Annotated in this window: 19 protein-coding genes; 13 read left to right on the forward strand and 6 right to left on the reverse strand. The window is 70.1% G+C overall.

The genetic code is table 11. The features are described 5' to 3' along the window. Positions 1-5: 5 nt before the first annotated feature. Entirely contained in the window at positions 6-467 is a 462-nt protein-coding gene (locus V6S02_RS01430) for a DUF305 domain-containing protein (protein WP_336399578.1), read from the forward strand. An 83-nt stretch (positions 468-550) separates the two neighbouring features. On the opposite strand, the gene V6S02_RS01435 is transcribed toward V6S02_RS01430, so the two are convergent. After that, positions 551-1,714: a helix-turn-helix domain-containing protein gene (locus tag V6S02_RS01435; RefSeq protein ID WP_336399579.1), complete on the reverse strand. Its 1,164-nt coding sequence runs from the start codon at positions 1,712-1,714 to the stop codon at positions 551-553. Between the two features lie 54 nt (positions 1,715-1,768). Then, complete coding sequence (locus tag V6S02_RS01440) at positions 1,769-2,782, reverse strand: alpha/beta hydrolase (RefSeq protein WP_336399580.1); 1,014 nt, start codon at positions 2,780-2,782, stop codon at positions 1,769-1,771. Between the two features lie 171 nt (positions 2,783-2,953). Between V6S02_RS01440 and V6S02_RS01445 the strand changes: the two genes are divergently transcribed. The 8 genes from V6S02_RS01445 to V6S02_RS01480 all read left to right on the forward strand — a co-directional run bounded on the left by V6S02_RS01445 (position 2,954) and on the right by V6S02_RS01480 (position 13,186). Next, positions 2,954-4,138 carry a sugar ABC transporter substrate-binding protein gene (locus tag V6S02_RS01445; protein ID WP_336399581.1) on the forward strand — a complete coding sequence of 395 codons (1,185 nt, stop codon included), beginning with the start codon at positions 2,954-2,956 and terminating at the stop codon, positions 4,136-4,138. Then, positions 4,135-5,982 (forward strand): ABC transporter permease subunit, encoded by a 1,848-nt coding sequence (locus V6S02_RS01450; protein ID WP_336399582.1) that lies wholly within the window; start codon positions 4,135-4,137, stop codon positions 5,980-5,982. The genes V6S02_RS01445 and V6S02_RS01450 overlap by 4 nt, the downstream gene beginning before the upstream one ends. A gap of 8 nt (positions 5,983-5,990) precedes the next feature. Beyond that, a complete protein-coding gene (locus tag V6S02_RS01455) occupies positions 5,991-6,935 on the forward strand; it encodes an alpha/beta hydrolase (RefSeq protein WP_336399583.1) in 945 nt (314 codons plus the stop codon). A gap of 70 nt (positions 6,936-7,005) precedes the next feature. Then, complete coding sequence (locus V6S02_RS01460; RefSeq protein WP_336399584.1) at positions 7,006-7,218, forward strand: heavy-metal-associated domain-containing protein; 213 nt, start codon at positions 7,006-7,008, stop codon at positions 7,216-7,218. A gap of 1 nt (position 7,219) precedes the next feature. Further along, positions 7,220-8,170, forward strand: a complete 951-nt coding sequence (locus tag V6S02_RS01465) for a heavy-metal-associated domain-containing protein (RefSeq protein ID WP_336399585.1) — start codon at positions 7,220-7,222, stop codon at positions 8,168-8,170. Beyond that, complete coding sequence (locus V6S02_RS01470) at positions 8,167-10,479, forward strand: heavy metal translocating P-type ATPase (protein ID WP_336399586.1); 2,313 nt, start codon at positions 8,167-8,169, stop codon at positions 10,477-10,479. The genes V6S02_RS01465 and V6S02_RS01470 overlap by 4 nt, the downstream gene beginning before the upstream one ends. A 32-nt stretch (positions 10,480-10,511) precedes the next feature. Continuing rightward, positions 10,512-12,854, forward strand: a complete 2,343-nt coding sequence (locus V6S02_RS01475) for a heavy metal translocating P-type ATPase (RefSeq protein WP_336399587.1) — start codon at positions 10,512-10,514, stop codon at positions 12,852-12,854. Further along, positions 12,851-13,186: a metal-sensitive transcriptional regulator gene (locus V6S02_RS01480; protein ID WP_124294236.1), complete on the forward strand. Its 336-nt coding sequence runs from the start codon at positions 12,851-12,853 to the stop codon at positions 13,184-13,186. The genes V6S02_RS01475 and V6S02_RS01480 overlap by 4 nt, the downstream gene beginning before the upstream one ends. A gap of 246 nt (positions 13,187-13,432) precedes the next feature. Here V6S02_RS01480 and V6S02_RS01485 read toward each other — a convergent pair whose 3' ends face one another. Genes V6S02_RS01485 through V6S02_RS01500 form a run of 4 tightly spaced genes read right to left on the reverse strand, consistent with a single transcriptional unit; the run spans position 13,433 to position 17,214 of the window. Beyond that, positions 13,433-14,128 (reverse strand): response regulator transcription factor, encoded by a 696-nt coding sequence (locus V6S02_RS01485; RefSeq protein ID WP_336399588.1) that lies wholly within the window; start codon positions 14,126-14,128, stop codon positions 13,433-13,435. 20 nt (positions 14,129-14,148) lie between these two features. Next, the gene (locus V6S02_RS01490) at positions 14,149-15,450 is read right to left on the reverse strand and encodes a sensor histidine kinase (protein ID WP_336399589.1); all 1,302 of its coding nucleotides are present in this window, start codon (positions 15,448-15,450) and stop codon (positions 14,149-14,151) included. 10 nt (positions 15,451-15,460) lie between these two features. Continuing rightward, on the reverse strand, positions 15,461-16,306 hold the full coding sequence (locus V6S02_RS01495) for an ABC transporter permease (RefSeq protein WP_336399590.1): 846 nt from the start codon (positions 16,304-16,306) through the stop codon (positions 15,461-15,463). Continuing rightward, on the reverse strand, positions 16,303-17,214 hold the full coding sequence (locus tag V6S02_RS01500; RefSeq protein ID WP_336399591.1) for an ABC transporter ATP-binding protein: 912 nt from the start codon (positions 17,212-17,214) through the stop codon (positions 16,303-16,305). Before V6S02_RS01500 ends, V6S02_RS01495 begins: the two co-directional genes overlap by 4 nt. Positions 17,215-18,155: 941 nt before the next feature. On the opposite strand from V6S02_RS01500, the gene V6S02_RS01505 reads away from it, so the two are divergent. The 4 genes from V6S02_RS01505 (at position 18,156) to V6S02_RS01520 (ending at position 22,536) form a co-directional block, all read left to right on the forward strand. Next, positions 18,156-19,208, forward strand: coding sequence for a LacI family DNA-binding transcriptional regulator (locus V6S02_RS01505; protein ID WP_124294231.1), 1,053 nt, complete (start codon positions 18,156-18,158; stop codon positions 19,206-19,208). Positions 19,209-19,284: 76 nt separating this feature from the next. Then, positions 19,285-20,571 carry a sugar ABC transporter substrate-binding protein gene (locus V6S02_RS01510; protein ID WP_336399592.1) on the forward strand — a complete coding sequence of 429 codons (1,287 nt, stop codon included), beginning with the start codon at positions 19,285-19,287 and terminating at the stop codon, positions 20,569-20,571. A 62-nt stretch (positions 20,572-20,633) separates the two neighbouring features. Beyond that, positions 20,634-21,575 (forward strand): carbohydrate ABC transporter permease, encoded by a 942-nt coding sequence (locus V6S02_RS01515; protein WP_289262399.1) that lies wholly within the window; start codon positions 20,634-20,636, stop codon positions 21,573-21,575. A gap of 1 nt (position 21,576) precedes the next feature. Next, complete coding sequence (locus V6S02_RS01520; RefSeq protein WP_124294228.1) at positions 21,577-22,536, forward strand: carbohydrate ABC transporter permease; 960 nt, start codon at positions 21,577-21,579, stop codon at positions 22,534-22,536. The last annotated feature ends 20 nt before the right edge of the window (positions 22,537-22,556 follow it).

A 22,556-nucleotide genomic window follows, 5' to 3' on the forward strand; every position in this document is an offset into this window, starting at 1 on the left:
CGCCCATGAGCGCCGATGCGCGGTTCGCGATGATGATGATCCCCCACCACGAGCAGGCGGTGGAGATGAGCGACATGCTCCTGGCGAAGGACGACATCGACGAGCGCGTCACGTCGCTGGCCCAGCGCATCAAGGCGGCGCAGGGCCCTGAGATCGAGCAGATGGAGGAGTGGCTCGACGCCGAGGGCATCGGCATGGGCGGCATGGATGACATGGGCAGGGACGGCATGGGGCGCTCGGGGATGATGTCCGAGGGTGACATGCAGGCTCTCGAAGCAGCGGAGGGCGAGGACGCCGCGCGTCTCTTCCTCGAGCAGATGATCGTGCACCACGAGGGTGCCATCGAGATGTCGGAAGACCTGCTCGAGGACGGCGAAGATGCCGAGATGCGGGCGCTCGCCGAGTCGATCGTCGAGAGCCAGACCGCCGAGATCGCCGAGATGCAGGCGCTGCTGCAGGAGATCTGAGGCCTGCGCGGTGGCGCTCTCGCGCAGCGCGAGAACGACGGAGGGGATGGCCGGGAGGCGGTCGCGGGTGCCCCGGCGGGGCGTCAGGCGAGGTCGGTCGTGACCGTCGCACCCGTCTCGGCCTGGTCGCCGGCCGTCTCGAGCAGGGTGAGCGCGACCAGGCCGAGGCGCGCGTCGAACACGTCCTGAGGATTGGTGAGATCCAGCCCGAGCCGCTCCTCGACGCGGGCGAGACGCGAGGCCACGCTGCTGTGGTGCATGTGGAGGGCCGAGCCCGCGAGGCGGAGCGACCCGTGAGCGAGGTACATCTCGAGCACGGCCAGGTCGATCCGCCCGTTCTCGGTGGTGGAGAAATCCTGCAGCGCGCAGACGCGCGGGTCGCGCTGCCAGGCTGCCGCATCCACCGTCGAAAGGGCCGAGAGCGCTCCGAGCTGCTCGGCGTCGATCACCGCGGCATCCAGCCGATTCGGCGAGCTGAAGCGCAGGGCGAGGCGGGCCTGTGCCCAGCTGCGGTGCGCGTCGAATGCGCCGACTGCTCCGCCGACTCCCACGCGCACAGGCGCGGGCGCGGCCGACAGCGCCGAACGCAGTGAGGTGATGAAGTCCTCCCTGGCGGTCTGCGGGTCGGTCGCGGCAAGCGGCACGATCGCCGCGGACATGCCCCCGAGCATCGCGCCCCGAGCGCTATGGCTGCGCCGCAGCATCCCCAGGATTCCCGAGCCCACCTCGCCGGCGTTCTCGAAGGAACCGGCCGCCGCGATCGCCACGACGCACGCGTGGGCGGAGGAGGACAAGCCCAGCCGCCGCAGGGCGAGGCTGCGCTCTTCGAGGGGCTCGCGGTGCGAGAGCGCGGTCTCGACCAGGGCGGAATCGACGGTGTCGTTCCGCTCGCCCCGGTCGGAGCCGACGGCGCGAACCGCCAGCGCGAAGCGCTCGAGGATGAGGTCGTCCATCGCCGCGGGCTCCGCCTCGCGCTCGAGCCACACCGTCGTCGAACCCGCACGCTGCTCACGACGGGGGCGTCCGTCGGATGACGTCGACAGTCGGCGGCCGTCAGGCGCGAAGCGGTGCTCGACCCCGTCTTCGGTGCACAGGCCCGCCGCCGTCTCGGCCAGGGCCGCCGTACCGCGCACGATCATCTCGGGTGTCGCGCTGCGGAGAGTGAGCGCGTCGAAGTAGGCGATGACCCGCAGCGCCGCCTCGGCGTCGGAATCCATCGCGGACAACTTCATCAAGAGGGCCTTCATCGTCCGCCTCCGTGTCCATTGTCCTCCCGCCGCAGGCTCACGGTCGTGGTCCGGTCACGACCGCGAGCCTCCACTCAGTGCGCGGCGGAGCACGGCCACCTCTTCGTCCAGCTCCCGACGCGACACCTCCGCGTGCGCGAGAGCGGATGACCCGTGGAACGTGCCGGGGAAGAGGTGAAGCTCCAGCGGGACGTCGCCGGCGAGCAGTTTGCCGGCGAATGCCAGGCCCTCATCGCGGAGCGGGTCGAATTCCATCAGCGCCAGGTAGGTGGGCGGGAGGCCTCGCAGGTTCTCCGCTCGCGCCGGCGCGGCGTCTGCAGGAACGGCGTCCGACCCCGGGGTGATGTCGCCGAGATAGAGGCGCCAGCTGATCTCTGCGTCGCGCGCGGTGAACCCCGGCGTGTCGACGAACTTCGCCATGCTGGCGCTGGAACGGCGGTCATCCAATTCGGGCGAGTTCAGGAACAGCATGCGCGGGGCGATTCCGCCGCGGTCGCGGGTTCTCAGCGCGACCGCGATCGCCAGAGCGCCGCCCGCGCTCGTCCCGTGGATCGCCAGGCGCGAAGGGTCGACGTTCACCCCACCTGCGGGGGTCGACAACCATTGCCAGGCGGCGTCGCAATCCTCGACCGCAGCCGGATAGGGATGTTCGGGAGCAAGGCGGTACTCGACCGCGACCACCACCGCCCCCACCTCGCGGCAGAGGTCGATCGCCTGCCCGCGGACGGAGGCGGTGGACCCGCCGACGAACGCCCCGCTGTGGATGAGCAGGATGCCGGGCAGCGCTTCGCTCGCTTCCGCCGGCGCGAACACCGACGCCGAGATCGTGCCGCCCGGGCCGGGGAGCTCGACGGCGGATTCCGTCACATCTGTGGGCAGCGCCGGGGATGACTGGACGGAGATGCGATGCCACGTCTCGCGGAAGGCGTCGATGTCGTTGAGGGTCGCGTCGGCGAGCAGGACCGCACCGGCCCCGATCTCCTCATCCATGGCGTAGCGACTCCAGGCCGGCGTCGGCGCGGGCCCGGTGGATTCGTGCGGCGGGGCGACGTCATCGTCGGAGGTCATATGGTCAAGCATGCCGCGTCGTCGGTCGCAGGAGCCGTGCAGGGCGTCGGGAGAATTGCGAGAGATGCCCGACGGGCGGCGGATGCGGCCGGCGCACGCTGGTTGTCATGCTGGCACCACTGCCCGGCGACACCCGCGCCGGACGATCCCTTTCACCGATGGAGGTGCGCGATGATGCGCAGCAGAAACGCCGACGGCCGTGTGGCCCGGCGCACCCTCGTTCCGGCGCTCCTGATCGGCGCGATGTTCTTCGCCGCGGGATGCTCCGTCGATGCCGCCCCCGGCGCCGGCGACGGTAACGGCGCCGCCGACAGCGGCGTGGGCGAGGGCGTCTCGGAGCGGCCGTCCGAGCCGTTCGTCCCCAGCGACGAGACCGGTGAGGCGCCGCCGCTCGACGGAGGGCTCGCCGCGGCGATGAACGTGGTGAACGTCGAGGTGTTCGCCGCCACATCGCGCGCCATGGGAGAGGCAGCCGACGAGGCAAGGCTGGACTTCACCGAGACCGTGGCCGACAACGACCCCGCCCGCAACGTCGATCAGCTCCGCTCCCTGCAGAACCAGGGCGTCGGTGCGATGTTCGTGTGGGATGTCGATGTCGCGGCGCAGCGACCGGTCGTGCGGGACATCATGGACACCGGTGCAGCCGTGTTCACCCTCTCGAGCGGCCCGTCCACCATGCCGATGGTCGCCAACCAGGAGCAGATCGGTGAGCAGATCGCGGCCGCGGTCACCGAGTACGTCGACACCGACCTCGGCGGCGAGGCCAACGTCGTGATCTTCAACCTCGACTCGCTCCCGAACATCAAGCCGCGCTTCGACGCGATCCGCGATGTGCTCGCCGAACAGGACGGCGTCGAGGTCGTCGCCGATGTGCTGTGGGACACCGGCGACCCCGACTCCGGCTTCACATCGATGAGCACCGTGCTCCAGGCCAACCCCGACATCGACGTGGTGATCGGTCCCGACCCGGTCGTGCTCAGTGCGATGTCGGCCGTCGAGGCGGGAGGCTTCGACGTCAACGCCATGGCGTTCTTCGGCTCGGACGGGGAGCCGCAGGCGCTGGAGATGATCGCGGCCGGGGGCCCGTACAAGGCCACCTACGCGTTCAACTTCTCGGTCGTCGGGTACGCCGCCGGTGTGTGGGGCGCCGACTGGCTCGAGGGGAAGACGATCCCGTCGCTGACGATCATCAACGCCGTGCAGCTCGACAGCCCCGAGGCGATCGAGCAGTACAACGCCGATGTCGCCGACCCCGCGGCGGCCTTCGACGAGCGACTCGACACGTACCTGCAGCCCCTCGGCGGTATCAGCTACGAGACCCGGCAGAACTACTGGAACGAGACGAACCCGCAATGACCTCCGCGCTCTCCGCCGCGAAGAGCCCCCGGGTCCGGTGGCGCCGCACGACTCACGTCGGCGGCGCCACCGGGCGCGCCGGTCTCATCGTGCTCGCCGCCGCACTCGTGGTGCTCTTCGCCACCGTGAATCCGACATTCATCAGCGCGGCCAACATCACCACCATCCTGGTCAACATCTCGGGCACCCTCATCGCCGCCATCGCGATGGCGAGGCTCATCATCGCCGGGCAGATCGACCTGTCGATCGGGGGGATGATGGCCCTCGTCGCCGTCGGTGGCGCGTGGGTCATGCGCGAGACGGAGAGCTTCTGGCTCGGCGTCGTCGCGACGATCGCCATCGGGCTGCTCCTCGGACTCGCGAACGGGTTGCTCGTCCGCATCCTGAAGATCTCGCCCATCATCGTCACCCTCGCCCTGCTCGGTGTCTATACCGGGCTGGCATTCGTCATCACGCAGTCACGGCCGATCTTCGAGCTTCCTGCAGACATCGCGCTCCTCGGACGATTGCGGGTTCTGGGCGTCCCGATCATCGTGATCGTCGCACTCATCGTCTTCATCCTCGGCGCACTCGCGCTGACCAAGACGGTCGGCGGGGTTCGCAGCTACGCCATCGGCGGCGATGCGCGCGCGGCCGGAGCGCTCGGCGTCGACGTGCCGCGACACCTCGTGCTGCTCTACGTCTACATGGGCGGCTCGATCGGTCTGGTGGCTCTGCTCACCTACGGGCGGCTCGGCAGCGCGAGCCCCAACCTCGGCAGTGGTTTCGAGATCGCGGTGATCACCGCCGTCATCCTGGGTGGCGTCGGCTTCTCGGGCGGCACCGGTCGCCCGCTCGGGGTGTTCTTCGGCGTGGTGACCATCGGCATCCTCAACGCCGGACTGATCTTCGTCGGCATCTCGGACTACTGGCAGACCGTCATCGGCGGGGCCGTCCTGCTTCTCGCCCTCGGCGCGGATCAGTTCAACGAGTACCGACGGCGTCGATCGCGCAAGGCGGCCGAAGACCGGCAGGCGGGAGATCGCGAAGGTCTCGTCGACCCCGCCGAGCTGGTGGCGCACGTGCCCGCCGGTGACGTGGCGTTGTCCGCCACCGGGCTCCGCAAGGCGTACGGCGCGGTGACGGCGGTCTCTGAGGTGGGGTTCGCGCTGCGGGCCGGCCAGGTGACCTGTCTGCTGGGCGACAACGGCGCCGGAAAGAGCACCGTCATCAAGATGATCTCGGGGCTCGTGCGTCCCGACGCCGGCGACATCGAGCTGAAGGACGTGGGATCGATCGTCGACCGTGGCGCCCTCGAACGTCGCGACCTCGGCATGGAGACGGTCTACCAAGACCTCGCTGTCGCGCCGAACCTGGGCGCCGCCTACAATCTCACCCTCGGGCGCGAGCCCGTGAAGTGGGGCTGGGGGAGCCTGGGGATCTTCGACCGGTCGGCGGCGATCGCCGAGGCCCGGACCCGGCTCGGGTCGCTCGGCATCTCGCTGGAGGACTATCTCGCGCCGGTGTCGGCACTCTCGGGAGGGCAGCGGCAGTGCGTCGCGATCGCCCGCACCGATGTCGACGGCGTCAAGGTCGTCATCCTCGACGAACCGACCGCCGCGCTGGGTGTGCGCCAGCGTTCGCTGGTGTTGAAGCTGGCCCGGTCGCTCGCCGATGCGGGGGCGGCCGTGCTGATCATCACGCACGACGTCGAGTCGGTGAAGCTCATAGCCGATCGCGTCGTGGTGCTGAACCTCGGTCGGGTCTCCTTCGACGACGACGCTGACACGGTCGGCACACGGGATCTCATTCACCTCATGGCGGGTCTCCCGCTCGAGGCGCGAGAGATCGACCAGGAGCGCTGAGGAGCGAGATGACCGACCACGAGGTCGTCGACGGTCGCGATCGGATGCTACGGGAACTCGCCGACCGGCTGGATGAGGTGCCCGACTACCGCCCGGGCGATGTCGCAGCAATGCGAGAACTAATGGCGTCGTCGATGACGGAACGCCCGGCGCGGGAGCCGGAGGTGCACCTGATCTCGGGGGATGGAGGAGCCGAGCGCGAGCTCCGCGTGCACCGCCCGCCGACCGGCGCGTCGGCGGGCACGATTCTGCACATCCACGGCGGAGGCTTCTTCATGGGGAGCGCGACGCTGTACGACGCGGTGTGCGCGCAGCTGAGCGAGCGGACGGGCGCCGTCGTCTGCTCCGTCGACTACCGGTTGGCCCCGGAGCATCCCTATCCTGCGGGGCTGGATGACTGCGCCGCGGCGTACCGGGCACTGGTCGAGGACCCTCGCCGGTTCGGGCTCGGCCCGGGGCCGCTCGGAATCTACGGCGAGAGCGCGGGAGCCGCGCTCGCCGCCGGTGTCGTGGCGCGCGTCGGTGAGGAACATCCCCCGGACTTCCTGGCGCTCCTCGAACCAGTGCTCGACGATCACCTCAGCACGGCGTCCGCCCGGAGGTTCACCGCCACACCGATCTGGAACCGAGGGCTTGCGGAGTGGAGCTGGGACATCTACCTCGGCGACATCCGATACTCGCGGCCGGCGGAAGCGGCACCCGCGCACCTTCCCGATGTCTCGTGGTTTCCGCCGACGCTGATCTCCACCCGCGATCTCGACCCCCTGCGGGATGAGGGGATCGCCTTCGCCCGCCGTTTGATCGGCGAGGGGGTGCCCACCGAGCTTCGCCACTATCCGGGCACGTTCCACGGTGTGCTCGGGGTGGCGGGCAGTGTTGTCGCGCGGCGCATCTTCGACGACGCGGTCGGTTTCATCCGCGATCAGCTCGAGTCCCCTTACATGCTCACCTGACCCATCGATACGGCAAGGGGGTATAGTCGATCCTCGAGGGATACCCCCTGGACGTATTGAGGAGAAGTCGATGAGCACCACCACCGAGTACACCGTCACCGGGATGACCTGCGGTCACTGCGAGATGTCGGTCCGCGAAGAGGTCAGCGAGATCGCGGGTCTGACCGTCGTCGACGTGTCGGCCCAGACCGGAAAGCTCGTCGTCTCGGCGGAGACGCCCGTCGACGACGCCGCGGTCATCGCCGCCGTGGAAGAGGCCGGCTACCAGGCGGCTCGCGCCTGACATGAACGCCCCGGTCCGACTCGGCCTCTACGCCGGAGGGCTCGCGCTGGTGTTCGGCGCGTCCTTCGGCGTGGCCTCGCTCGTCGCGCCCGACGCGCCGTCGTCGGCGGCGTCGGGACCGACGGACCCCGCCGGCGCGCACGCCGAGACACCGCATTCGTCACCACCCTCCCCGTCAGGCGCGGCGGGTGGTCACGATGACGGTGGGTCGGCGCACGAAGAGTCGGGGAGCGCTGACCTCACGGAGAGCGCGGGTGCGGTCACCGGCGTCACCGCGAGCGACCGGGGATACACCCTGTCTGAAGTCGATGCTCCGAGCGAGGTCGGCGAAGCCGGCATCCTGTCGTTCGAGATCACCGGGCCGGGCGGTGACCCCGTCACCGAGTACGACGTCGCCCACGAAAAGGACCTCCATCTCATCGTCGTCCGCACCGACGGCGCCGCGTTCCGGCACGAGCACCCGACGCTGGGCGCGGACGGCCGGTGGACGATCCCCTGGACCTGGGATGCCGCGGGCGGCTACCGCGTCTACGCCGACATCGTGCCGAGCGAGCTCGGCGAAGGCCTCACCCTGACCCGTTCCGTGCTGGTGGAGGGTGCCGTCGAGGCATCCGCTCCGGTCTCGGGAACGACGGCGTCGGCGGGGCCCTTCGAGGTGACGATGACCGGCGATCTCGACGCGGGCGGCGAATCCCCCCTCGGGTTCACGGTGTCTCGCGACGGCCGGCCCGTCGAGCTCGAGCCCTATCTCGGCGCCGACGGCCACCTCGTGGCGCTCCGCGAAGGCGATTTCGCCTACCTGCACGTGCACCCCGAGCACGCCGACGGCCACGAGCCGGGCACCGTGTCGTTCGCCGCCGACGTGCCGAGCGCCGGCGCGTACCTGCTGTACCTCGACGTCAAGATCGACGGAGAGGTGCACACCGCCACCTTCCGAGTGGAGGCATCGTGACCACCGTGCAGCCTGGCCCGACCGACCGCGTCGAGCTCGAGATCGGCGGCATGACGTGCGCGTCGTGCGCCAACCGCATCGAGCGCAAGCTGAACAAGCTCGACGGAGTGACGGCGAGCGTGAACTACGCCACCGAGAAGGCGCACGTCGAGGTGCCCGCGGGCACCGACCCCGCCACGCTCATCGCCGAGGTCGAGAAGACCGGCTACACCGCGGCGCTTCCCGCTCCGCCCGAGCCCGACCCTTCGGCCGCGTCGACCGAGGGACGTGACGACCCCGAGCTCCGGTCGCTGCGACAGAGAGTGATCGGCAGCGTCATCCTCGGGGTTCCCGTCATCCTGCTCTCGATGATCCCCGCGCTGCAGTTCACCTACTGGCAGTGGGCGGCGCTCGCGCTCGCCGCGCCCGTGGTGGTGTGGGCGGCGTGGCCGTTCCATCGTGCGGCGGGGCTGAACCTCCGCCACGGCGCGGCGACGATGGACACCCTCATCTCGGTCGGCGTCTCTGCGGCGTTCCTCTGGTCGCTCTGGGCCCTGTTCTTCGGCACGGCCGGCGAGCCGGGCATGATCCACCCCTTCACCCTCGCCATCGCGCCGAGCGACGGGTCGGCCAACATCTACCTCGAGGTCGCCGCGGGCGTGACGATGTTCGTGCTCGCCGGTCGCTACTTCGAAAAGCGCGCGAAGCGCCGGGCGGGCGACGCGATGCGTGCCCTGCTCGACATGGGGGCGAAGGATGTCGCGGTGCGCCGCTCTGCTGACGGGCGCCCGGCGGGGGAGGTGCGGGTGCCGATCGGCGACCTGCGCGTCGGCGACGAGTTCGTCGTGCGCCCGGGGGAGAAGATCGCCACCGACGGCGTGATCGTCGAGGGGCGGAGCGCCGTGGATGCCTCGATGCTCACCGGCGAGTCGGTGCCCGTCGAGGTGACGCTCGGCGACACGGTCGTCGGTGCGACCGTCAACGCCGGCGGGCGGCTCGTCGTGCGCGCCACCCGCATCGGCGCCGACACGCAGCTGGCCCAGATGGCGCGGCTCGTCGAAGAGGCCCAGTCGGGCAAAGCCGAGGTGCAGCGCCTGGCCGACCGGATCTCGGGCGTCTTCGTGCCCGTCGTCATCGCGATCGCGGTCGGCGTGCTGGGCGCGTGGCTCGGCGCCGGCTTCGGCGCCGAGGCGGCGTTCACCGCGGCCGTCGCCGTGCTGATCATCGCCTGCCCCTGCGCGCTCGGGCTCGCCACCCCCACGGCGCTGCTCGTCGGAACCGGTCGCGGCGCGCAGCTGGGCATCCTGATCAAGGGCCCCGAGGTGCTCGAGCAGACCCGCCGCGTCGACACCATCGTGCTCGACAAGACCGGCACGGTGACGAGCGGACGGATGACGCTGACCGGCGTCGTCGCCACGGCGGGCGTCTCGGAGGACGAGCTGCTGCGCCTCGCGGGGGCTGTCGAGGAGGCGTCGGAGCATCCGATCGCCCGGGCGATCGGAGTCGGAGCGCGCGAGCGCGGCGGTGAGCTTCCCGCGGTCGAGTCGTTCCAGAACCTCGAGGGACGCGGCGTGCAGGGGGTCGTCGAGGGGCGCCTCGTCTTCGTCGGACGAGATGCGCTCCTCGCCGAGTGGGCCGTGGAGCTGCCCGCCGACCTGACTGAGGCCAAGCGCCTGGCGGAGGGCGAGGGTGCGACCGCGGTGATCGTCGGGTGGGACGGTGCCGCCCGCGGCATCCTCACCGTTTCGGATCAGGTGAAGCCGACGAGCGCCGAGGCGGTCGCGGCCTTCCGGAGGCTCGGGCTCACGCCGGTGCTGCTCACGGGCGACAACGACACGGTGGCACGGCGCGTGGCGGCCGAGGTCGGCATCGACGAGGTCATCGCCGAGGTGCTGCCCGCCGAGAAGGTCGAGGTCGTGAAGCGCCTGCAGGGGGAGGGGCGGGTCGTCGCGATGGTCGGTGACGGCGTGAACGACGCCGCCGCGCTCGCGCAGGCCGACCTGGGCCTGGCGATGGGGACGGGAACGGATGTCGCGATCGAGGCCTCCGACCTCACCCTCGTCTCGGGCGATCTGCGGGCGGCGGCGGATGCGATCCGCCTGTCGCGGCGGACCCTCGGGGTGATCAAGGGCAATCTCTTCTGGGCGTTCGCGTACAACGTCGCGGCGATCCCGCTCGCGGCGCTCGGGCTTCTCAACCCGATGCTCGCGGGGGCGGCGATGGCGTTCTCGAGCGTGTTCGTGGTGAGCAACAGCCTTCGGCTGCGGGGATTTCGGTCGGCCTTCCGCGGATCGGCGGAATACGCCGCGGTGTCGCGGAGTTCTCTCTGATACCCCCAGGGGGTACCAGGAAGGAGTCCATCATGGCCGACCACGACCACCACGCGCACCACGCCATCACCCCTCCGACCCGCGAGGGTGCACGCGCTGCGCGCGAGAGTGCACACACTGCGCGCGACGGTGCGCATGTTCCTCGCGAGGGTGCACACGCTGCGCGCGAGGGTGCACACGCTGTGGGCGACGGAGTGCGCCCCGGCGCGGAACGAGTGCACCCTCACGCGGAGGGAGTGCACCCTCACGCGGAGGGAGTGCACCCTCACGCGGAGGGAGTGCACCCTCGCGGGGAGGGAGTGCACCCTCGCGCTGAGGAGGGGCACGCGGGGCACGGCGGGCACGCGGGGCACGGCGACCACGTCGGGCAGTTCCGGCGCCTGTTCTGGTGGAACCTGATCCTGGCCGCGCCCGTCATCGCCTTCTCGGGCATGTTCGCCATGCTCCTGGGCTACTCCCTGCCCGATCAGCCCTGGGTCCCCTGGGTCTCGCCCGTCCTCGGCACGGTCATGTACGTGTGGGGCGGCCGCCCCTTCCTCACCGGCGCGGTCAGCGAGCTGCGCTCGCGCACGCCCGGGATGATGCTCCTCATCGCCCTGGCGATCACGGTCGCGTTCGTCGCATCCTGGGGGTCGAGTCTCGGCATCCTCGATCACGACCTCGACTTCTGGTGGGAGCTCGCGCTCCTCATCGTGATCATGCTGCTCGGCCACTGGATCGAGATGCGCTCGCTCGCGCAGACGACCTCCGCGCTCGACTCGCTCGCCGCGCTGCTCCCCGATGAGGCGGAGCGCGTCGAGGGCGACCAGACCGTCACCGTCGCGCCGAGCGATCTGCGTGTCGGCGATGTCGTCGTCGTGCGCCCCGGCGGACGCGTCCCCGCCGACGGTCGCGTCGTCGCGGGCTCGGCGAGCATCGACGAGTCGATGATCACCGGCGAGTCGAAGCCCGTGCGCCGCGAGGCCGGCGCCGCGGTCGTCGCGGGCACGGTCGCGACCGACTCCGGCATCCGCGTCGAGATCACCGCCGTCGGCGACGACACCGCTCTCGCGGGCATTCAGCGGCTCGTGACCGACGCGCAGAACTCCTCGTCACGCGCGCAGCGCATCGCCGACCGGGCCGCCGCCCTGCTGTTCTGGTTCGCGCTCGGCGCGGCCGCGTTGACGATGCTGGTCTGGACGCTCGTCGGCAACGTCGACGAGGGCGTCATCCTCACGATCACCGTGCTCGTGATCGCCTGCCCCCACGCGCTGGGCCTCGCGATTCCGCTCGTCGTCTCGATCGCGACCGAGCGGGCCGCGCGCGGCGGCGTGCTGGTGAAGGACCGCCTCGCCCTCGAGCAGATGCGCACCGTCGACACGGTCCTGTTCGACAAGACCGGCACCCTCACCGAGGGCCGCCCGGCCGTCACCGCGATCGAACCCGCGGCCGGTCACGACGAGACCCGTGTGCTTGCGCTCGCCGCGGCGGCCGAGGCCGACTCGGAGCACCCGCTCGCGAAGGCCATCGTGCAGGCCGCCTCCGATCGCGGGATCGCGGTGCCCGCGGCATCCGACTTCGACTCCTCGCCCGCGGTCGGCGTCACCGCCACCGTCGAGGGCACCCGCGTGCGGGTCGGCGGGCCGAACCTCCTCGCCGAGGAGAAGGCCGCCGAGCTCGACGTCGCCGACCGGTGGCGCGCCGACGGCGCGATCATCCTGCACGTCGTCGCCGACGGGACCGTGATCGGCGCGCTCCGCCTCGCCGACGCCGTGCGCAACGAGTCGCGCGAGACCGTCGATGCGCTGCACCGGCTGGACGTGCAGGTCGTCATGATCACCGGCGACGCCGAGGCCGTCGCCCGCTCGGTCGCCGACGAGCTCGGTATCGATCGGGTGTTCGCGGGCGTCCGACCCGAAGACAAGAGCGCCAAGGTGCAGGAGCTGCAGCGCGAGGGCCGGAAGGTCGCGATGGTCGGCGACGGCGTGAACGACGCGCCCGCGCTCGCGCAGGCCGATGTCGGAATCGCCATCGGTGCGGGCACGGATGTCGCGATCGCGTCGGCCGGCGTCATCCTCGCCAGTGACGACCCGCGCTCGGTGCTCTCGGTCATCCAGCTCTCGCGCGCCAGCTACCGCAAGATGAAGCAGAACCTGTGGTGGGCCGCCGGCTACAACCTCATCTCGGTGCCGCTCGCCGCGGGCGTGCTCGCGCCGATCGGGTTCGTGCTTCCGATGTCTGTCGGTGCGATCCTGATGTCGTTGTCGACGATCGTCGTCGCGCTCAACGCCCAGCTGCTGCGCCGACTCGACCTGCGGCCCGAGGCCAGCGCGGCTGCGCTGCGTGGCGGCATCCCTGCTTCTGAAGAGAATCGTTCCGAGAGGATCACATCATGACGGACACGACGGTCGCGCACGATCACGGGACGGATGACACGCACGCCGGCCCCCACGGATACATCAGCGACAAGCAGCGCTACCTCAACCGCCTGCGGCGGGTGGAGGGGCAGGTGCGGGGAATCCAGCGGATGGTCGAGGAGGAGCAGTACTGCATCGACATCCTGACCCAGATCTCGGCGTTGAGCTCGGCGCTCGAGAACGTCGCGCTGGGGCTGCTCGACGATCACCTCAAGCACTGCGTCGTCGACGCGGCGGCGCGCGGGGGCGACGAGGCGGCGCTGAAGCTCAAAGAGGCGTCCGACGCCATCGCGCGGCTCGTCAAGGCTTGACGCGGGCGCTTCGCCCCCGCGACCCGTCGACCCAGCGGTCCGGTCGCGGCCAGCGCCCGCGACCGGTCAAGAGATGCGATCCGCGCGCGGCGTGAGCAACTTTTGTTGACGGGTCGAGGCCGGGCCGCGAAGCTGACCTGTCCTGATGTGCGGTCAGCGCCCGCGACCCGTCAAAGGATGCTGCCTGTGCGGCGCGCGAGCGACGTTTTGTGACGGGTCGCGGGCACGTGGGTCGCGCGACGCGTCTCAGTCGGCGCGCGGGCGACCCTGCGGACGCAGCAGTCCGTGCTCGTACGCGTAGATGACGAGGTGCACGCGATCGCGGGCGTTCAGCTTCGTCAGCAGCCGACCGACGTGGGTCTTGACCGTCGACTCGGCGACGAACTGCCGCTCCGCGATCTCGGCGTTGCTGAGGCCTTCGCCGATGGCGGTCAGCACCTCGAGCTCGCGAGGCGTCAACGATGCCGCTTCGCCCGACACCTCCGTCGGCTGCGCCGGCACGTCCCGGCCGAACAGCTCGAGCATGCGGCGAGTGATGCGAGGCGCGAGCGCGGCATCCCCGGCGTGCACCGCGCGGATCGCGGCGAGGAGGTCTGCCGGGCGGGCGTCTTTCAGCATGAACCCGCTCGCCCCGGCGCGGATCGCGGCGAAAGCGTGCTCGTCGAGGTCGAAGGTGGTGAGGATCAGCACCCGCGGAGGGTGCGGGCCGGCCACGATCGACGCGGTCGCGGCGATGCCGTCGACCCGCGGCATCCGCACATCCATCAGAACGACGTCCACCTGACGCGCGCGGGTCAGCTCGATCGCCTCATGCCCATCGGAGGCCTCGCCGACGACGTCGATGTCGGGCTCCGCCTCGAGCACCATGCGCAGGCCCGCGCGCACGAGCGCCTGATCGTCGGCGATCGCCATCCGGATTCGACTGCCCGCGATGTCGGACATCGTGCTGCTCCTCGTTTCGCTCACTCTCGCTCTCCGTCGGGCCGCTCCGGCGCCGGCAACACGGCGCGGACCCGCCACCCGTTGATCCCGCGGGGCCCCGCGTCGAAGGTGCCGCCGTACAGCGCCACCCGTTCCCGCATACCGATCAGGCCGTGACCGTCAGCGCCGCTCTGGCGTGCGTCGGCGGACGAGCGCTGAGACCCCACCCCGTCATCGACCACCTCGACCCTCAGGTCCCCATCGACCCGCTCGATCGTCACATCCACCCGTCGGGCGGACGGGGCGTGGCGCAACGCATTGGTCAGGGCCTCCTGCACGATCCGGTAGACGGTCAGTTGCAGGTTCGGATCCGTGACACCCGCCCCCGCCGTCGTCAGTGTGACCGGCAGCCCCGCGGCGCGGAAGCTCTCGAGCAGCTCAGGGAGGGCCGCGGTTCCCGGCTGCGGCGCCCTCGCGTCGGCGGCTGTCGTGTCGGGGTCGGCGAGCACCCCCAGCATCCGCCGCATCTCCACGAGCGCATCGCGTCCGGTGTCTGCCACCAGTCGCATCCCCTCGGCCGCGCGCCCGGGGTCGCGGGCGGACGTCGCGGCGCTGCCGTCGGCGAGGGTGACCATCACAGTCAGGCTGTGCGAGACGATGTCGTGCATCTCGCGGGCGATCCGCGACCGCTCGAGCGCGGTCGCGAGCTGCGCCTGCCGGTCACGTTCACGGGCCAGATCTTCCACGCGGGCGATGAGGGCCCCGACGTAGCGGCGACGGTTGCCGACGTTGATGCCGATCAGGGTTCCGATGAGCGGGGTGGCCACCGCCTGGGCCAGCGCGAGGAGGAAGAGCGTGGACGGTGCGATGAACGGGCTCGGTTCGACGAAGGAGACGACCGCCGCCGCCGCCGTACCGACCGCCGCCGAGCCGGCGAACCCGATCCATGCGGACCGGGTCGATCGATACACGGCGAGCGCATACAGGCCGATCGCGATCGCGAGCACGTTGACAGCCTCGAGGGGGTAGACCACGAGGGTCGTCACCCAGCCGGCACCGACCAGCACCCAGGGCCTGCGTCGGCGGAACACCACCATGATGACCGCCGTCACCGAGACCAGGAGGATGCCCGTGATGCTCACCCACAGCGGCATCGGGTCGATGGGGGCGGCCAGCGTGAGTGCCGAGAGGACCGGGAGGAAGTACGCGGCGGCGACCAGGATGTCGACGAGCAACGGATGCCTCGCCCAGAACCGCCGGATCACTCCCGGCGGCCGCGGCAGGCGCAGCTCTCCCCCGACCGCCGTCACCGGGCGATCGGGGGAGAGCCGAGCAGCGGTCATACCGTCGACGTTACGCGTCGCGGGTGCGCAGCATGACGGCCGCTGCGGCGGCGGGGACCGCCACCCACAGGGCTGTGACCAGCAGGTTCACCCACATTCCCAGCGCGTCACCCTCGGGTGTCAGGGTGGCGGAGCTGTAGATGCCGGCGCCGGCGCTGGAGAGAAGGTACGGAACGGCGTCACGCGCCCACTCCGCGGGGACGAGGCCGAGGATGGTGGGGAGGATCAGCAGGACGCCGACCACAACGGCGATCCCGCCTGCGCTGCTGCGGACGAGCGCACCGACCGCGAGGGCGAACAGCGAGACCATCGCGAGGTAGAGGGCGGCGCCCAGGAGCGGCCAGAAAACGCCCGGGTCGGTGATCGGCGCGACGATGTCTTCCTGCGACAGCATCAGCGACGCGACGAGGTACGCGGCGACGTTCGCGATCAGGCCGACGATGAACGTCGCCGAGAAGAGCACGATTCCCTTCGCCGCGAGAGCCGAGATGCGCCCCGGCACCGCCAGGAACGTCGAGCGGACCATGCCGGTGGTGTACTCGCCGCTGATCACCAGGACGCCGAGGATGCCCGCGATGAGCTGGCCGAAGGTGACGCCGGCGACGGAGGCCTGCACGACGGTCTGGATCGGCTGCGCGCCGGGCGCTTCGCCGGCGACACCCTCCGGGATGTTCGTGATTGCGAATGCGACGAGGGCGGCGAGTCCGACCGAGATCGCGACGAGGAGTGCGTACGACCAGATGGTCGACCGCACGGTGCGAAGTTTGATCCACTCCGAGCGGACCGTGCCGGGGAAGGTCAGGCGCGCGTCGGCGAGGGTGTCGGCGGGTGTGGGCGACATGGTCGCGGTGGTCATCGGACCGCCTCCGTTCGGTATTCCACCGCGTCCGCGGTGAGGTCCATGTACGCCTCTTCCAATGAGGCGTTGAGTGGGGTCAGTTCGTGGATGGCGACGCCGTGCTTGGCGGCGAGATCGCCGACGGCCGGCGCATCCACCCCGGTGATCTCGAGCAGATCCGACTCCGAACGGGTGATCGTGACGTCGGGAGCGGCGACGAGCTCGGCGAGCATGCTCGCCTGCGGCGAGCGGACCCGCAGCCGCGGGCCTGTGCCGCCGGCGATGATGTCGGCGACCGGGGCGTCGGCGATGATCCGGCCCTTGCCGAGCACGATGAGGTGGTCGGCGGTCAGCGCCATCTCGCTCATCAGGTGAGACGAGAGGAACACCGTGCGTCCTTCGGCGGCGAGGTGCTTCACGAGCTGCCGCACCCACAGGACGCCCTCGGGGTCGAGGCCGTTGACCGGTTCGTCGAGGATGATCGTCGCGGGGTCTCCGAGAAGGGCCGCCGCGATGCCGAGACGCTGACCCATGCCGAGGGAGAAGCCTCCGACGCGTCGGCGTGCGACCGACTCCAGGCCCGTCAGCTCGATCACCTCGCGGACGCGCTTCTTGCCGATCCGGTGGGTGGCGGCCATGGCGAGGAGGTGGTTCTCGGCCGTACGGCCGGTGTGCACGGCTTTGGCGTCGAGGAGCGCGCCGACTTCGCGGAGCGGGGCACGGTGGGCCGCGTACGCACGGCCGTTGACCGACACGGATCCCGCGGTCGGGCGATCGAGCCCGACGATCATGCGCATCGTGGTGGACTTGCCCGCGCCGTTCGGGCCGAGGAACCCCGTCACCTGGCCGGAGTTCACGGTGAAATCTATGGTGTCGACGGCGGTCTTGGCGCCGTACCTTTTCGTGAGGCCTTCTGCACTGATCATGCGCTTCACGCTACGGATGGGGTTGCCCCGCCACATCCGCCCTCAGCATGAACCGTGCCGCGCCGGGTCCTCCCGTGGTACCGGTCGAGGTTCCCACCGGCACCACGACCCGTCACAGGATGCTGCCTGCGCGGCCGGTCGGCGACGTTTTGTGACGGGTCGCGGGCGCGCAACGGCACGGCATGAGCGATCGCCATCGCGAGGTGAGGTCGCCGGCGTTGCAGGATGTCACGAGTGTCGCAGCGAATCGCCCGCATTCTGCGACGCTCGTGCGGTTCTGCGACCGTCGTGACGCGCGCGGCGCGGCGGGGCGGGGCGCGGCGCGACAGTGACGAGAAGAGCAGGCGCCGGGACCGAGGGCGGGGGGCGTCGCAGTCCCGGCGCCTGCGCCTAAACGGTCGGCAGCGGGGGAAGGCTGCGACGACCGGGCCTGCCGGAGGGCGTCGCGGCGCCATCGATCCACCTGACGGTGTGCGTGGCGAGCGTCGACATGGATCCCTCTCGGATTCATCGGCGGGTGCCCGACGGGGCGGACGGGCTGCGGCGACACGAAGGCCTGGGGGCGCGTCGCACGCAAGAGGCGGGGACCTCTTGAGGTGACTGTATGCCTGCCGGTCGCGCAAGAGAGGGAACCTTCGGGTTTCGGGGCGCGACGTTTCGGGCATAGGGGTTCGGCGGCCCGCGGCATCCGGGATTCCGATATACCACCCGCCCGCCCACAGAGAACGCGAGGGTGCACTCCTTCCCCGCGAGGGTGCACTCGTTCCTCCCGAGGGTGCACTCATTCCCCGCGCAGGAGTGCACCCTCGCCGGCAGGGAGCGCACCCTCGCGGGCAGGGAGTGCACCCTCGCGGAAAAGGGTTGACGACGCGCGCGAGCGCGGTGCATAATCTGATAAATCGATTTATCACCTCGACCGAAGCCTCACACGATGGAGTGACATGAGCCGGCCCCGCATCTCCGATGTCGCCGCAGCCGCGGGCGTGTCGGTGACGACGGTGTCGCTGGTGATGAACGACGTCGAGTCCCGCATCTCCGAGACCACCCGCCAGCGCGTGCGAGAGGCCGCGGTCGCCGTCGGCTACGCGCCGAGCTCGGTGGCGCGCAGCCTCCGCACGCGCCAGACCCGCACGGTCGGCCTCATCTCCGACCAGATCGCCACGACGCCCTTCGCCGGCCGCATGCTCGCGGGTGCGCAGGACGCCGCCCGCGAGAACGGCCACCTCGTGATCTTCGTCGACACCGGCGGCGACGAGGGGGTCGAGCGCGACGCGATCTCGGCGCTGCGCGCCCAGCAGGTCGACGCGATGATCTACGCCTGCATGTGGCACCGCGTGGTCGAGGTGCCCGAGTCGCTGCCGGCCGGATCGGTGTTCCTGGACTGCCGTCCCGTGAACGGCGGCTTCCCGAGCGTCGTCCCCGCCGACCGGGAGGGCGGCTACGCCGCGACCCGCGTGCTCATCGAGGCCGGTCATCGCCGGATCGCGTTCCTCGACACCTCCGACGGCCCGATCGCCTCGTTCCTCCGCCTCGAGGGGTACCACCAGGCGCTGACCGACGCAGGCATCCCCATCGACCCGGCCCTGCACATCCGCGGTGGCGAGTCGACGGCGCACGGGGCTCGGCTCGCCGCCGAACGTCTCCTCGACCTGCCTGCCGACCAACGGCCGACCGGCATCTTCTCCTTCAACGACCGCATGGCCGTCGGCGTCTACAACGCCGCGCACCGCCGCGGTCTCCGCATCCCCGACGACCTCTCGGTCGTGGGCTACGACGACCAGCTGCTGGTCGCCGCGGAACAAGACCCACCCCTCACCACCGTCGCCCTGCCCCACTACGAAATGGGTCGCTGGGCGATGGAGGTCGCGCTCGGCGTCCGCGCGGATGGGAACACCGACGCCACGCACCGCATGGAATGTCCCGTCATCCGACGGGAGTCCGTGGGCCCGCCGCCGGCGCACGTCGCCAAACAGAGCCGACGGCGGACCACTTGAGATACCGAACGACCGCCGAAGCGGTCCCCGATCGGTGGTCGACGTAGCGGTCGACCACCAGAACAGGAAATCACAGATGCGCAGAACAGTCCCGGCTTTTGTTGCGGCCGGCGCCATTGGAGCCCTCGCCCTCACCGGCTGCGGGCAGGCCGGCCAGGGCAGCACCACCACCGAAGACGGTCGCACCCAGATCACGATGTGGACCCACTCCGCCGGCAACCCCGCCGAGCTCGAGGTCTACGAACGGATCATCTCCGACTTCAACGCGTCGCAGGACCAGTACGAGGTCGTCGAAGAGTCCTTCCCGCAGGGCGCCTACAACGACGCGATCGTCGCCGCCGCGGCATCCGGAGATCTTCCCTGCCTCCTCGATCTCGACGGCCCTATCATGCCCAACTGGGCCTGGGCGGAGTACATCCAGCCGCTCGGGATCTCCACCGAGATCACCGACTCGCTCCTGCCGACCGCGGTGGGCGTGTGGAACGACGAGATCTACTCCGCCGGGTACTGGGATGCCGCGCTGTCGATCTTCGCCCGCGAGTCGGTGCTGACCGAGAACGGCATCCGCATCCCGACGGTCGACGAGCCCTGGACGGCGGACGAGTTCAACGCCGCCCTCCAGACTCTGAAGGATGCCGGCTACGAGACGCCCATCGACATCGGCGCAGAAGACACCGGCGAGTGGTGGCCGTACGCGTACTCGCCGCTGCTGCAGAGCTTCGGCGGCGACCTCATCGACCGCGACACGATGCTGAGCGCCGACGGAGCGCTCAACGGACCGGAAGCCGTCGCCTGGGGCGAGTGGTTCCAGGGCCTCTTCGCGGATGGTCTCGCCAGCAACAGCGGCACGATCGGCAACCAGGAGTTCGTCGACGACGAGGTCGCGCTCAGCTACACCGGCGTCTGGAACGCCCTGGCCTCGGTCGAAGCGATCGGCGATGACCTCGTCATCCTGCCCCCGCCCGACCTCGGCAACGGCCCGGTCATCGGCGGCGGCTCGTGGCAGTGGGCGATCTCGTCCACCTGCGAGGAGGTCGAGGGTGCCCGCGAGTACCTGGAGTTCAGCTTCCAGGACGAGTACATCACCGAGTTCGCCGACAAGCAGATCGTGATCCCCGCGACCGAGGGCGCCGCCGAGGCGTCCGAGTACTTCGGCCCCGACGGCGTGCTGCGTCCCTTCGTCGAGCTGTCGCAGCGGTTCGCGGTGCTCCGCCCCGAGACCCCGGCCTACGCGGTGATCTCCACCACGTTCGAGACCGCGGCGAAAGACATCATGAACGGCGCCGACGTGCAGGAGACCCTCGACCGGGCCGTGCAGGAGATCGACGCCAACATCGAATCCAACGACGGCTACGGCTTCTGATCACTGACCGTGCGGGCGGGGAGCCGCCGCTTCCCGCCCGCACGATTCGGGAAAGACTTCTCATGACTGTCACGCCTCCGACGGTCGCGGCCGAGACACCTCAGCGCGCGACCCGCCGCTTCCGCACCACGAAGGGTCGAGAGACCTGGGCGGGCCTGGCGATGATGGCACCCGCCGGCATCCTGCTGGTGCTGTTCCTCATCATCCCCGTCATCCTCGCCTTCACCCTCTCGTTCACCAACGCCCGTCTCATCTCACCGAACCCGCCGCGCTTCGTCGGGCTCGACAACTTCGTCCGCGCCTTCACCGCCGACGGCGTCTTCGTGCAGTCGGTCTGGAACACCTTCCTCTTCGCCCTCGTCGTGGTGCCGGTGCAGGCAGGCCTCGGCCTCCTGCTGGCGGTCCTGGTCAACAGACGGATGCGAGGGGTCACCGCCTTCCGAGTGATCTTCTTCATCCCGGTCGTGACCTCGATCGTCGTGGTCTCGATCCTGTGGCGCTTCCTCTACCAGCCGAACGGCCTCATCAACTCGATGATCGACACGATCACCTTCGGGGCGTGGTCGGGCATGGACTGGCTGAACAATCCGCAGACCGCGCTCGGCGCGATCATCGTGCTGTCGATCTGGCAGGCCGTCGGGTTCCACATGATCATCTGGCTCGCGGGGCTGCAGACCATCCCCGAAGAGCTCTACGAGGCGGCCAAGATGGACGGCGCCGGCCCCTGGCGCCAGTTCGTCAGCGTCACCTGGCCGGGCCTTCGCCCCACGATGGTGTTCGTCCTCGTCACCATCACCATCGCCGCGCTCGGACTCTTCGTGCAGATCGACGTGATGACCCAGGGCGGGCCGGTGAACAGCACGTCCACGATCGTCTACTACGCCGTGCGCAAGGGATACGAGCAGCAGGAGATCGGCTACGCCGCCGCCATCTCGCTGATCTTCTTCGTCGCGGTTCTCATCATCGCCCTCATCCAGCGGCGCCTGACGAGGGAGAAGGATTGACATGACCGACACCCGCAGCCGCCCGCGCACCGGGCCCGAGGGCCGCGCCGCGGCATCCGCTCGGATCGCCACCGACGCCAGCGAGAAGCGGCGCCGGCGCACCGGGAAGATCTTCCTCTATGCCGCCATGTCGGTGTTCGCGGTGATCTTCCTCTTCCCGCTGGTGTTCATGTTCGTCTCGAGCCTGAAGCCCGACGCCCAGATCCTGCAGGACATCGACTCGCCCATGGCCTTCCTGCCGGTCGGCGACATCAGCCTCGACAACTACTTCGGGGTGTTCGACCGGGTGCCCGTCGCGCAGTTCCTGTTCAACTCGGTGCTTGTCACCGTCTTGACGGTGGGTCTCGGGCTGATCGTCAACTCGATGGCCGGTTTCGCGCTGTCGCGCCTGGCGTGGCGAGGCCGGTTCGTCGTGCTCGCGATCATCATCGCCACCCTCATCGTGCCCTTCGAGACGATCGCGGTGCCGATGGTCTACTGGGTCGCGCAGCTGCCGACGCTCGTGATCGAAGGCGGGGTGCTGAAGTACGACTTCGGATGGCTCAACACCTACGAGGTGCAGATCGTGCCCTTCATCGCCAACGCCTTCTCGATCTTCCTGTTCACGCAGTACTTCTCCACGATCCCCAAGTCGCTCGACGAGGCGGCGCGCATCGACGGAGCCGGCTGGTTCACCATCTACCGGCGGATCATCGTGCCCCTCTCGGGCCCGGCATTCGCCACGGTGGCGATCCTCACCTTCCTGCCGGCGTGGAACCAGTACCTCTGGCCCCTCATGGTCGTGCAGCGCGAGGAGCTGCGGCCGGTGATGGTCGGCATGCAGTACTTCTTCCAGCTCAACACCGCCTGGGGTGAGGTCATGGCCTACACCTCGCTCATCACCCTGCCCGTGCTGATCGTCTTCCTGGTGTTCCAGCGGGCGTTCGTCTCGTCGATCGCCGCGAGCGGGGTGAAGGGATGATGCGGGGCGCTGTCACCGGT

The sequence above is a fragment of the Microbacterium sp. CCNWLW134 genome (assembly GCF_037083565.1).
Taxonomy (GTDB): Bacteria; Actinomycetota; Actinomycetes; order Actinomycetales; family Microbacteriaceae; genus Microbacterium.